Here is a 14,221-nt window from a genome sequence, read left to right on the forward strand (position 1 = left end):
GTGTTTTTTTTAATCTTTATGGTCATAAATAAAAATGATAGCACAACATGATACAACTATTATAAATCAAGAAAATGACAAAAAAGCTCTTAGTGACGAGTTAAAGCAATTAATAAACTATGTTCAGTTAAGGGGAAATGAATATCATGCTGCAGATGAACCATTTAAACCATTCATATTGGGCACATCGCTAAACGCAATACAAAAAAGCCTGAATAATCCAGTTTTACAAAGGATCAACTCAGCTCAAACCATCCTGAGATATTTGGTTGAAGTCATTAAATTACAAAGAACGATACAACCCCATCTGACCGAAGTACACAATCCCCTGATTACTAAAATAATTGACAGTGAATTTATTCTGTTGCAAAACGTTATAACAATGACACAAAGTGACAGCAGTTCCCTGCCATTGGATCAGTCCTGGAGAATCTTTGGCAAGATGAGTGAACTCTTTACTCAGTTAACCTCTGAAGAACTGCCAACTACCAAAGCGACTGAAGTTAAAGAAGCGCTCGATAAGGTTCACGCTGACTTATCTTCACGAGATATTCAACAAAAAATTGATAAACAACTTGCGCTTTTAAATTCCCTGCATGCGGATACCGATATTGATTACGATGACTTTATAGAGCTGATAACCTCTATCAAGGAACAGTTAATAACATTAAAACAAGAAGCTCAATCAGCCAATCTTGTTTCATCAATCAATCTGATCTCCGAGGCGTTTCAACAAATCGATATAAAATTAGCCCTGTTTATAAAAAGAGAGCTGGATAATGCCATAGAACAGATACAAAAAAATCCCTGGGCCACCGTATATAAAAAACAACAACTGTACTTCGATATCCTCAAGCCACTGAGTAAACTCCTTGGTGTGTTTACACAATTGGAATTGTCGGAAGCAGACAAACGAAACTATATTCATCATTTACATGCAGGATATGAATTATGTCATGATGACGATTTTTTAAATCTTCTCGAACGATGTGCTGGTTTATTCTACAGCCAGGATGAATCACAATTACGACCAATAACCCTCTTTATTAATCAAACCCGAGAAAGCGTTAATCCTGCTCGTTCAATTCTTAAAAAGAAACGTGTTCATTTTAGTGAGATAGATCAGACAGAGCCTGTTGAGTCCACCAAAGAAACAGCGCAACATATTCCCAAAAAACGCAGGCTGAAAGATTCAGAATCTACCGAACAACCCGATTCACTTATAATAAAATCATTTGTTGATATCCTGACCCCCGTACTTAAACCAGGTGAAATGACCTCCAGAAAATTTACCGCGGCAATGTTCTGCTCTCTTGGTAAAGACATCTGGGCACTCAAGGAATTAAATGCCAGTATCAAAATTACAATAAACTATGAATTGGTACAGCGTGCTCTGAAATTGTGTCCACTTACTGAACAGAATTTATTAAAAAGCCTTCAAGATCAATTATCCAGGTTACGCAATAAGTTTCAAAGACAGCTCGAAGATTTGGATAAATTTAGTTCGACAAGTACCCAATCCTTTACGGATGATGCTTTATCTCAGGATGATTTTAAAAATATTCTATCGGACATTGTGAATCAATTAAAGATTTATACTGAGCCAAAGTTAATTGATGGTGTTGTTGAACTGTTGATCAACAAATGGATGGCAGGCTTAAGAGCGGATGGGTTTATCTTAGCCAGGCATATAGAGCAAATGGAACAAGGAATCCAGGGACGTAGCCAAAGCAGTGTCATAACTTCTGCAGCTCAAACATCAACCCAACCAAGCAGTACCAGGACCTTTAAGTGCCTCAGCGATGCACTTACTCATGCAACTGCAGCTGAATTTAATCAACACCTGACTCACCTAAAAAGCAGAATGACAGATTCTACTACCTATCTGAATTACCTGGTTAACAAAATAAATGGTAGTACCGTATTACACAAAGCTCTGAAAAATGAACAGTTCAACAATAAGGAAAATCTGTTAGCCTACATTAACGAAGTAAAATCTTTATTTGGTGCAGATACACCTTCATTCCACTCATTCCTGGTATCTCAAACATCATCAGGTTTTACCTTTTTACATCAGATTGCAACTCTTGGTAATTTATCTTTACTCAAGTCATTTACTGATCTGCTCAAAAATGAATTAGGGAGCGAAGGTTATGTAAAGGCACTTAGAATATTTACTACCAAAGGATATACTCCATCTTGCCAATCCAGAGTAACACACCATGAAGAGATAAATACTTTTCTTAATAATGAACGTAAAAACTATCCAGTGATTACTCGACGTCATCCTGAACGAGATGCATTTTTTAAACCTCATATTGAAGCAGTGATGACAAATCCGGTTCAAGTTAGAGCGGAGCATTTCGCGAGCTCAATGTAATTAATAATTGCTTTCAGTATGGTATGCAAGAAAGCACAGCTGTAGTACAGCATACCATCGTATCAAAGTACAGGAAACGTCATCCCGAACACCGTGAGAAACTTAAATGAAGAGGCTTTGTAGTTTCACACGATGTTCGGCTTGTTTTGTTCACGGGCCAAAGAGAAGTTATGAAGTATACTTAAAACCGACTTCTCACTCTTTTACGCAACGAAACGACATCATGTAATCCAAAATAATCTGAACAGATTCATCAATGGTCTGTATCGAAGTATCAAGCGTCAATGATCTGGACTCCCAGGGTTCATAATGACGATCAATCACCTCCTGCCAGCTCGGAAGCGTTTGATCAGGAATATCGGATTTCCTGGATTCTATTCTATTTTTATGTTCATTTTGGTTGGAACAAACAAACTCAACTTCAATAAAATCAGCTTTTGCTGCTCGCGCTACTTTTTGCCATTCCTGTCGAGTGATACCCAGTGGATTTACTGAGTCTGCAATGACGCTTATACCCAAACGTAAATTTTCTTCAGCAAGCGCGTAACAGATCAAATACCCTTCTGGTCCAATAAGCTGCCCCTTATCAATAAAGCCTTTCAACACCTGTTCTACTGTATCCACACGCAAATACATGGCGTTTAAATGACTGGCAAGTCGTTTTGAAATAGTAGTTTTTCCTGTTCCAGGAAGCCCGCCTATAATAATCAGCATTAATTTACCTATTTACTTATTGATAATTCATCATCTAATATGATTTGGATAAATCGCTTAAACGTTGTAATTCACCTAGAGTGTACATGAAAAACTATTTTTGTTTACTGTTGTTTCATTTAATTCTATTGGTACTGCTTCCATTAAATCTTTATGCCACAAATCAAGAGACTAACACATCCGATACAAGTCAACCTCCAAGTTTAGGAAATTTTGGCTTACCCTCCTCACAACAACCCAGTCCACTGGTTTCATTTGGACAAAATATAATCAACAAAGGACAACGTCAACTATTTATGGAGCAAACCTATATACAAGCACCAGTACAACACTTTACAACGGGCACCCCTTCTTTTCTCTACGGACTTTATGACACTGCATCACTTTTTATCAGCTTGCCTGTAGCAATGAGTTATAAAGAAGACCTGGATCATTCCTCCGGTGTATCTGATGCATTAATTCAATTAGAATATGCCTTTTGGAATACATCCAATAGTCAATTTACGACACAAGCTACTGTTGTAGCCAATGCCACACTTCCCACGGGCTCGCTGGAGAAATCACCGCCTACAGGTGTCGGCTCTCCTACGTTTTTTTTAGGCAGTACCTACAATTTCACTTCAGTAAACTGGTATGGTTTTGTATCACCAGGGGTCATACTCACCCCAATGCATAATTATTTCAAACCAGGGACACAATATTTTTATCAGACAGGATTAAGCAGAACGCTTCTTAGCGCACCCAATAAATATATTTTTGCGACCTTAGTGGAGTTGAATGGAATAATCACCGAAAAAGCCACACTATTTGGTCAGTCTTTGCCCGATACTGGGGGAAAGATTTTAGGGATTACTCCATCCCTCTGGTTTTCAACGAAACAGTTAACCCTTCAGCTGGGTGTTGGATTACCCTTGGTTCAGCATTTAAATGGAGATCAACCTCAAAACAATTATATTCTTATTGGTAATATAGCCTGGATTTTTAACTCCTGATAACTGATGAACTAAACAGTTTGAGGACCACATTCAACAAGAGTCAAGGCGTATCAAAAACAGGCATATAACACTGCCATAAGGTTATACGAGAGGTTTTTTACTGTTTTTCGCTGGCAATTTAAAGGATTTATCCGCTTTTATTAATTTCTGGATTTCAGCAAAAGGCACAGGCTTGGAAAAAAAGAAACCTTGTATTTCATCACAGCCCATATCCATCAGGAGCTTAACTTGATCTGCGGTTTCTACTCCTTCTGCAACCACGGTGATATTCAAGCTATGAGACAAGGCAATTATCGCGTTTATTATTTTAATACTGTGGACATTATCGGGTAACCCTTCAATAAACGTTTTATCAATTTTAAGAGTTTCGGGACAATAATTTCTTAAATAATCAAATGAACTGTAACCTGTTCCAAAATCATCCAGAGTAATATGAACGTTCAACTGTTGTAATTCATTAATTACTTTTACTGTTTGTACCGTATTGCTCATCAATAACGTTTCAGTCACTTCAAATTCTAGAAATCTTGAATTGATAGAAAATTCTTCCAATAGTCTTTTTATTTTTTCCACCAGATTATACGAACTGCTGAATTGACGTGCCGTTAAATTTATTGCCGTACGTACAGGATGTTCACTTCGTACCATGTCTTTAAACGCTGCGCTTAAAACCCAGTCACTTACTTCAAGGATTAATTCAGATTTCTCACAAACAGGTATAAAATAGTCAGGTAACCGCAATGTACCTGTAGGGTCATGCCAACGAATTAAAGCTTCAACACCGGTAATTTTCCCAGTTTTCAAGGAAATTTGGGGTTGATAATATAACTCCAACTCATTATTTATTATGGCCGCATGCATGGCGCTTTCTATTTCAAGCTGCCGTGCTGGCAGTGTAAGGGTCTCTGAAGTAGCAAATTTAAACTGATGACTTCCATCCTTAGTTGATTCTATGAGTGCCCATATCGCATTGCTTAATAGCTGAGTACTGGTAACACCATGCTCTGGGTATTGGCTGATACCAATATTAGTGGTTAAAAATAGTTCCAGATTATTTTCTCGGAATGGTTTAACAGTGATCTGAAGTAAGGCTCTCACAAAGTCAATAATCGAACTTTGATCTTTTAAAGTATGCGATAAAAAGCCAAAAACTCCTGGCTGTATTATCGCGATCATATCAACAGATGACAATGACGCATCAAAATACTTTTTAGCCAAGTTTTGGAACAATTTGTTACCCACATCATAACCCATTGTATTATTGATAAGCTGAAGGTTATTCACTTGCAATTTAATAACCACAAAAGAAGGAACTTTATGTTCAATAAATTCATCAATTTTTTTCAAAAATGAATGACAATTATAAAGACCTGTCAGAGGATCGTAATTATCAATATGTTTCATCTTATTGATCAGTAAAATATTTTGAATGTATTTACTAAAATTGGCGGTGAATTCCATGAGTATTTTGAATACATCAATATTTAAATTCAATTCTTTTTGATTATAAAAATTCATTACCCCAATATGCTGATCGGATACCAATAAAGGGATTCCTACTATTTCTTTTAATCGCAGGGTTTCACCATCAATCCGTTGATAAGGATGGTTCAAATCGGCAGGATCGATGCTGTATTGAATAGTGTTCTGACCTAAACACCTTATTTGAAATGTTTTTTCTGAATCCTCGCTTAATGATAAAGTTCTTATTGATTTAGGTTTTATAGCTAAATCGTCCTTAAGCCAATTGGCCAAACAGGTTAAAGTATTGTCTTTATCATCCAATAACCAAAATTCCCCTATATCATAACCAATAGCAAGACTGATAGCTTTCAATATGTTCTGAGCAAAAAGGCTAATGTCCTGGGTTTCACTCAAGTTCTTATGCAACTCGGCCAATAGTTGTTGATGCATCATCAGATTGTATTTTGCGGTCACATCTGTAGCAACTCCAAGTATTGCCAACAGATTTCCTTTAGCATCCTTTAAAGGAAAAATCTGATCCGATATTTGCCGAATAACTCCATCAGCCCGCAAAATTTTAATTTCTACTATAACATTTGAAGCACCTTGTTTAATTTGCTCGATAGCATCCAGTATCCTGGGTCTGTCATCAGGTATCACCAGATTTAACCAACTATTCGGCGCCTGATACAATGAGTCAACTGACTGACCACAGATTTTTTCAAAAGCGGGACTAACATAGGTTAATTCATGTGAATCAACAAGCATTCTCCATAAAACAAGATCAATATTTTCAGTAAATTCAGTAAACAACTTTTCTCGTGTTTTCAACTGTTCCTGTAGTTCATTAGAATATTGTTCAAGCCGATCCATGATTAAAATAGCGATAAATACAACAAAAGTAATCAAAACTAAAAAAATGATAATTGCTACGATCATGGTGAAATTTTTACCATAAAGTTGATACTTCACTCCTAAAGCAATTAACTTGATGGTAATGATGGATGCAATAAAAATGAGAGGTAACAAGGTTCTGGCTAATCGCCCTCCAACAGTATCCCCCAATAAAATGAAACTGACCCCAACCGTGGGTCGAGCAAACAATAAAGTGCCGCAGATCAGCAAAAAAGCAATGATGGTATGAATGGCCAGGTTAATACTAGTTACGATCAAGTAATTAGGCTCAACAATAGCAAAATTGTATAAAACACTGAACATGGTTATTGGAAAAATCAGACACATAAAAACCTGGAAACTCCAGTTGGGCAGAACCCTGGAATCAATACACAATATAGCCATGCTTGCAAAAACCAGATTAATGGCTGTACTAAACGCCATGCGCCCCGGAAAATATAAGGGATATATTGGATTCTCAATAAAAAAAAGCTGATCAATACCTAGGTCTTTAGCGAACAAGTACTCATATAAGGTCAATAAAGCGATTATCAACACAAATGTCGCAATACCTTTAGTGATAAAGCGATTGAACACCCCCAAATTTCGGTCACTCAGCAAAAATAATGCGATACCAATTAAAATCATACAGACAGAAGTATTAAATTTCATTGTTATCATATTGGAAACAATACTTTTTAGAATCTGAATGTCAAAAATCCAACCACTTGCACCGATACAACCCAAAATAATGATTCCTAAAGACAAGGTTTTAGTAATTATTTTGCATTGTTGCAATGAAAGTATTATTTTTTGCATACGTAATCCATGACGTCCTTTAATGCAGCAAAACTCCGCCAGTAAAGTATAAAAGGTACTTAAATCATTAATCAGGTTCATTTAATTATAGTATAGAGTTCTGCATTTATTTTTTGAGCCTGGTGGAGTAGCCTGTATTAGACGAAGTCGTAATACAGGATCAATCTCTTCAACAATCCCCTGCTCTTATATATTTGATACAGTTATTTGAATATTCATCGATTGATTAAAACGAATGATTGAGGATAAATGGAAAGCATCGGAGCTTTGTAGAAAACACCCTGTATTACGACTTCGTCTAATACAGGCTACATAGAACACTTGTCAAAAGCCCCTAATTACTTTCTGTTTCAATATTTTGAGAACCGATACCTATAATCTTCCAGCCAGTAGTTGGGATAAAGCGTGCATCAACAGTAAAAACGTAGATGGCATTATTTGGATCGATTGCAAATAATGGCCAACTCGGCTCTCCTTCTGTTGCTAAATACTGATCATAAGTATACTGTTCGGTCAACAAGGTGGTTTTAATTTTCGCCCCTGAATTGATGCGATGGTGTAACAGATCAAAAGTAACATCTTGACCAAAAATAATTCGCCCGCCATGTTTAAAATGGATCTTATCTGCAATTTGCTCTTGTTGCGTATCGGTGGTACGTATTGTAAAGATGCTATCCGATCCAAATTCCTGCCTGTAATGTTTTGCAGCCAGAATATTTAACTCCAACTGTGGCGTCATCACCAGCAAATGCTTTATAGGCATCAAATTGATATTATCTTCTGCATGCATTGAAACAGGATTCCCCCAATAAGTGGTCAACCCGTTCATTTTCGCCGAGCTAATCAGCGACCAATCCTGATCCGCAAGGCAGACATAAATAGTGTTCTCAACCAGCTGCTTTGCAATAGCTTGAGCAACCGAATTAGCACCTATGATTAGAAATCCTTTGGGCTTTGGCTCCGCAACCTTGAGTTTTATAGCCAGAAATTTAGCAGTGATACTTTGAAGCAAAACAGTCCCTACAATAATAAAAAAAGTTAATGGGACCAATAATTGCGATTCCGTATTACCTAAATTCTCTAATTTAAGAGCAAAAATGGCTGAAATAGCTGCGGCAATAATTCCCCGTGGAGCAATCCATGCGATCAAGTGACGCTCATTAAGGGTTAATTTTGAACCCCATGAAGACAGATACACATTAATAGGACGGATGATGAATTGAATAACAGCAAACAAAGCTAAGGCCGGCCATCCTAATGAGATAAAGGTTGCCAGATTGATACGTGCTGCCAAAATGATGAAGAGAAAGGAAATCAATAAAACACTAAGGCTTTCCTTGAAATTTAAAATATCATCCAGTTCAATATTTTTTATATTAGCAAGGCAAATACCCATTAACGTTACAGTAAGCAAACCCGAATCATCAACCAGATAATTTGACACTGCAAAAACGCCACAAACCAAGGTTAGCACAGCAAAATTTTGCAATTGCTCTGGAATCCAATATTTTCTCAAGGCAGTACCAAAAGCAAATCCACTCGAAATCCCTAACCCAACACTGATCAATAAAACTTTGCAGAATACCAGCAAATCCCCCCAAAAACCGGTGTTTATGTTGTCAGAAATAATATATTCAAACACTAAAACAGCCAGCAAAGCGCCAAGAGGGTCAATTAAAATTCCTTCCCATTGCAACACATTAGCTATATTCGCATTAGGCCGCAATATTTTAAGCATAGGAATAATCACTGTAGGACCAGTAACCACCATTATTGCAGCAAATAAAAACGACATGGCCCAGGTAAAATGAAATATAAAATGAGTAGCCAGAGCGATTAGGACCCAGGTTAACATAGCCCCAAATGTAATCAGATTTTGGATGACTCGTTCTAACCCTGGAATATTTTTAAACTTCAGAGTCAAACTGCCTTCAAACAGAATGATTGCCGCAGACAAAGAGATAAATGGATTCAGCATGGCTCCTAATTGTTTATCGGGGTTAAGCCAATTTAAGATGGGACCTTCGATAATACCGCTCACTAATAAAAAAATAATGACAGGAATTTTTAAACGCCAGGCTAACCATTGACACATCAGTCCGGTTATCAGAACCAGGGCAAAGAGCAATAAAGCATGTTCAGCCATTGACGTCTCCGATAAGAATGGAATCCTGATCTATCATTTCATCAATCACCCTTGTTTTGTGCGATTAACAATTCATTGTTCCAATCCACACAAACTCCTGCTTACCACAGCTTGTACCTGAATGTTCTACATCATCGAATCCTATACAACTAACTGCCTCCATCCTCTGCTTGCTTTGTTTTTAATGCCGTCTCATGCACTTTCATCCAGATTAACAATTCATTTAAAGGCATGGGTTGCGCAAAATAATATCCCTGGACGATGTTGCAACCCCATTTATTTAATAAATTCAGCTGTTCATTACTCTCAACGCCTTCTGCAATAGATTTTATACCCAGACCATGCGATAGCTGAATCGTCGTAAGAACGATGGTTGCATCATCTGGATTCAAGTCCATACCTTTGATAAAAGAACGATCTATTTTAAGAAATGAAATAGGCAACTTTTTTAACAAATGAATGGAAGAAAAGCCTATACCAAAATCATCCAGAGCAAATTGAATTCCAAGCTCATGCAAACGGTTCATAGCACTTATTATGTGTTCTATATCATTCATTAATGAGTTTTCGGTGATTTCCAAACAAAGCTCATTGGGTTTTATTTGAAATTTCTTTAACAGAATTTGAATAAAATGGGTAAATGAGGTGTTTTCTATTTGTTTAATTGAAATGTTCATGGCTAAAAACAGATTGGATTTATTTTTTGAAATTTCTCGATACTCTTTAAAGGCCTGTTGCAATAACAATTTGCCCAGATCATAAATAATACCCCGATCCTCAGCGATTAATAATGATTCAACCAGGGAAAAATCTTTTAGATGTTCATCCTCCCATCTTAACAAGGCCTCTATTCCTAACAATTTATGGTTTACTGCGTGTAACATGGGTTGATAATAAATTCGGTATTTTTTCTCTCTGATTGCCTGATGTAACCAATGCTCAATTTCATTGTATTTCACTAATTTTTCATTTGTAGAATCGCTATAAAAAGAATAAGTGTCTTTACCTTTTTGTTTTGATTGATACATTGCAATATCTGCATTCTTAAGCAATGTCTCTGAATCTATGCCATTTTTTGGATATAGTGCTATGCCGATACTTAAAGATGCTTTTACATAATGATCATCAATTTTTATTGGTTTATCAAAAGCAGATAAAATACGTTTCATGATCCGGGTCAAATCATTAACTTTATGAGTCTCTTCGCAAATAAGGCCAAACTCATCACCACCTATTCTCGCAAAATAATCGGAATCGCGAAGATGTGGTGTTATTTTTTCAGGTAAAATGGTTAATAGTTTATCTCCATAGACATGACCCAAGGTATCATTAATCAATTTGAAGTTATCGAGATCCAGAAAACAAATGCCAAATTGCTTTTTTGCTCGTTGAGCACGCGCAATAGCATGCTCTAGAAATTCAAAAAAACTCAATCGATTAGGTAATTTAGTTAGGGGATCAACATGCGCCATATTCATCAACTTTGCTTCATTTTCTAGTCGTTCCGTGATGTCGCTGAAAATAATAGCAGCTCCATTAACCTCGTTATCCACAATAATAGGAATGCAGGTATACTCCACCCAAATGTAACTGTGATCTTTTTTCCAAAAAACAGCCTCTTTTGTTCTTATTACTGATTGCTCTTGAATGGCACGATATACTGTAAGACTTTCTAATGGAGGAGCGTGATCATTGATTATCCTTTCAATAAGAATCCTATAAATGGATTCATCTTTTAGTTCATTGCTGGAATACCCCAGTAACTGTTCAGCCGTCGAATTGATAAAAGCAATTTTGTAATCAAGGGTTATCCATATGACCCCTTCCCCGGTTGCATTGAGCAACAGCTTATTTTTTGCTTGTTCTGTTTGCAGTTGCGTTGTTCTGGCTTCAGCAAGAAATTGAATCAAATAACGTTGGCCGTAAAGAATAAATAAAATCATGTTCATAAACACGCAAAAAAACAGCGTTGTGGTCAAAGATAACCATACATGCCAGGAATATTCCAGATTAATGAAATAGGGTGATGAAGTCGCATTAAATCCCCAATTCTCCCCAGCAAATAAAAAATTAGAGGACATATGAAATAATCGTGATTGATTCATAAGAACTTGTTTATTATAAATTTCATACTCTGTTTCCCTATAGGGATCATCTGGTTTATTGGTAAGGGTAAGATTGGAGTATTTTAAAAAATTATTGAATTTTTGATTAAATAACTCCTGGATATCGATTTGTAACAAAATAAATCCCGCAATTTTATTTTTATTGACGACAGGTGTAACAATATAAACACCGTCCAATCGATTATTTTTGGATGTGATTATTGGAAAAACAAAAGACTTATCTTTAATAATGTGTTGTTCCACTTTATTCAGATTAAGAATTGAAGACAGATCATCTCCTTTTTGAAAAGCTATTCCTGTGCTTAATAATGAAAAAAGTACCTGGTCAGACTCTGATTTTTTACTTAAAGAATCATGATTCCCCGGGTTCATTTTCGTAGCAGGAAATTGATATTTTATATTTAATTCATTGCGATCAACTACTTTAGGAACCCATAAAATGGATTGTATATGTGAATGTTCCTTTACTATTAAAGTTGCCAGGCTCTGAAAGTCTTCATTGCTTAGTTCAGGAACTATTTTAAAAAACAGAGCCATTTCTTTGCCAATTTCCGTCGTTAAATGAAGCTGATCAGCTAAGATAATGAATTTATATTTGGTTAATTCAATAAATTTAGATTGCACTCGCTTATACTCTGCCTGGCTATAAAAAAGATGGGCCAGAAAAACAATACAGAAAGTGAAGCATAAAGGGATTAATATAGGTACTACCCTGCTTCGCCACAATTTTGCCGGTTGGGCAAGGGCTATCAGTATGACGGGTGTAAATATGAGCACTCCTGTGCTGTCCCCCGTCCACCAGGTAACCCAGCTCGTCAGAAAATACTCCGATGAAATGGCTCCTATCAAAAATAAGCCAACATTACTAAACGTTGAATTCACGATGCAGGAAACAGGACCAGTAAGAAGCGCAAAAAGCAAAATATCTTTAGGAAGATGTAATGGATTATCTAACTTGATAAAATATTTTATAAGCCACCACCCAAATAAGGCCTGAATTACTGCTCCCGTTCCTGTGATAACACCTGTAACAAGGACAAACAGATCAATGGCATTTCCAACGTTGTTATAAGTAATATAAATATTGAGAATGAACGAACCAATAAAAATACCAGGCAGCGTTTTTAGACCATAAACAAGAACAAAACCAAGCGCAATTCCAGAAGGAGGCCATATTGCTGTAGCATAGCCTGGAGGCACAGCAAGCATTAACCCAATGTACCCTGTTAGAATATATAAAAACAGGACAGCCAAATTATACTTGACTGAACTGTTTAAAAGAGAAGCTCCGTTCATATCAGTCAGACTCTTTGATATGAATGGTCAGTATACTATTAAATGATATTTCGTTCATGAAGCAAAATACCTGATTTTTATATTGAGATATTAATAGTTTAGCCGATAATTTGATGTACCATATTAAACCAGAGAGAAAGTCATGGCGGGAGGCATCGATTGAACATAGATTTATTGAATCAAGATGAGTTTTATGAACTGACTTATTCTAATCTAAAACTCGATAATAAAGTTATAGAACATAAATTATTTGAACAATGCACATTCAAGCAATCAAGCTTTATAGAAACGAACTTTATATCCTGTAAGTTTGTCGACTGTGAGTTTAGTTCCTGCAATCTGAGTTCTGCTCAATTTAAAAATACCGCTTTGAATGAAATTGTATTTGAAGAATGTAAAATGATTGGCATCAATTGGACTCAAGCTAAATGGCCTTTAATAAAATTATCCAGCCCTATTAAATTTTATAAATCCAATATAAGTCACTCCAGTTTTTTTGAATTGGAATTAAGGGATCTGGTTATTGAAGAGTGTAAAGCACATGATGCCGATTTCAGAGGGTGTGACTTATCCAATGGAGTTTTTATTCTTACCGATTTTCAAGGCAGTCAATTCATGCATACCACACTTTATTCTGCTGATTTTACTGATGCCATTAATTACGCTATAAATCCGATTGAAAATAATATTCGCAAAGGCAAATATTCCATGCCCGATGCGATGAACCTATTAAATTATTTTGAGATTGAACTGCAGGGAAATTAATTTTAGTTTTGGAAACAGGCAATATGATGAAAACGATACGCTCCTTCTTCGCAATTATGCTAGATCCGGCCATAAAAAATGATATGTCTACTTGTCTATCAGCTTTAAAACACGCTGTTCCGGACTCCAATTTAAGATGGGTTAAAATCGAACATCTCCATGTCACCCTGCAATTTTTAAACAGTCTTAAATCAGAATGCGTTCCTCAATTAATAAAAAAAATGCAAAATACACTTAAAAATACCCCTTCATTTCAATTGGAAATCGGGGCATTACAATGGTTTCCAACATCATCACATCCTAAAATCCTCTCATTTACTGTTGGACCCCACTCAATTTTAAATGATCTATCAGCATCAATTGGCCATGAATTAACAGCACTGAACATACCCATTGAAAACAGGCCATTTCGTGCTCATATGACTTTAGGACGATTAGCATCCCATCACCTGCTGGCAGAAACTGTGGATTTGAGCCAGATAAAATTACCACCAATCCCATCAATCACAATCAATGAGTTGTTTTTTATTGAAAGCAAACCTCAAAGCGAAGGAAGTAACTATTCTCCATTGGCACGTTTTAAATTAAGGGAAGAATGACTGAACATAAAGTAACAAATCAC

8 protein-coding genes are annotated in these 14,221 nt (G+C 36.3%); 4 read left to right on the top strand and 4 right to left on the bottom strand.

Annotated features, from left to right (window positions below; all coding sequences use genetic code 11):
- Positions 1-34 precede the first annotated feature (34 nt).
- Positions 35-2,380 (top strand): hypothetical protein, encoded by a 2,346-nt coding sequence (locus tag IZU94_RS14605; RefSeq protein ID WP_203112153.1) that lies wholly within the window; start codon positions 35-37, stop codon positions 2,378-2,380.
- Positions 2,381-2,575: 195 nt separating this feature from the next.
- Here IZU94_RS14605 and IZU94_RS14610 read toward each other — a convergent pair whose 3' ends face one another.
- Positions 2,576-3,094, bottom strand: a complete 519-nt coding sequence (locus IZU94_RS14610; RefSeq protein ID WP_203112155.1) for a P-loop nucleotide/nucleoside kinase family protein — start codon at positions 3,092-3,094, stop codon at positions 2,576-2,578.
- Positions 3,095-3,180: 86 nt separating this feature from the next.
- On the opposite strand from IZU94_RS14610, the gene IZU94_RS14615 reads away from it, so the two are divergent.
- The gene (locus tag IZU94_RS14615) at positions 3,181-4,086 is read left to right on the top strand and encodes a hypothetical protein (protein WP_203112158.1); all 906 of its coding nucleotides are present in this window, start codon (positions 3,181-3,183) and stop codon (positions 4,084-4,086) included.
- Positions 4,087-4,170: 84 nt separating this feature from the next.
- Here the strand turns inward: IZU94_RS14615 and IZU94_RS14620 are convergent, their stop codons facing one another.
- From IZU94_RS14620 to IZU94_RS14630, 3 genes are all read right to left on the bottom strand, one after another.
- On the bottom strand, positions 4,171-7,347 hold the full coding sequence (locus IZU94_RS14620; RefSeq protein ID WP_203112163.1) for a bifunctional diguanylate cyclase/phosphodiesterase: 3,177 nt from the start codon (positions 7,345-7,347) through the stop codon (positions 4,171-4,173).
- Positions 7,348-7,600: 253 nt separating this feature from the next.
- A complete protein-coding gene (locus IZU94_RS14625; RefSeq protein WP_203112166.1) occupies positions 7,601-9,412 on the bottom strand; it encodes a cation:proton antiporter in 1,812 nt (603 codons plus the stop codon).
- Between the two features lie 149 nt (positions 9,413-9,561).
- Positions 9,562-12,834: a bifunctional diguanylate cyclase/phosphodiesterase gene (locus IZU94_RS14630; RefSeq protein ID WP_203112167.1), complete on the bottom strand. Its 3,273-nt coding sequence runs from the start codon at positions 12,832-12,834 to the stop codon at positions 9,562-9,564.
- A 159-nt stretch (positions 12,835-12,993) separates the two neighbouring features.
- Here IZU94_RS14630 and IZU94_RS14635 point away from each other — a divergent pair, with 159 nt between their 5' ends.
- Together IZU94_RS14635 and thpR are read left to right on the top strand one after the other, a co-directional pair.
- Positions 12,994-13,599, top strand: a complete 606-nt coding sequence (locus IZU94_RS14635; protein ID WP_238400459.1) for a pentapeptide repeat-containing protein — start codon at positions 12,994-12,996, stop codon at positions 13,597-13,599.
- 23 nt (positions 13,600-13,622) lie between these two features.
- Positions 13,623-14,198 (top strand): RNA 2',3'-cyclic phosphodiesterase, encoded by a 576-nt coding sequence (gene thpR, locus IZU94_RS14640; protein ID WP_203112170.1) that lies wholly within the window; start codon positions 13,623-13,625, stop codon positions 14,196-14,198.
- Positions 14,199-14,221: the final 23 nt, after the last annotated feature.

It is taken from the genome of Legionella bononiensis (assembly GCF_016786215.1).
In the GTDB taxonomy this organism is placed as follows: domain Bacteria; phylum Pseudomonadota; class Gammaproteobacteria; order Legionellales; family Legionellaceae; genus Legionella; species Legionella bononiensis.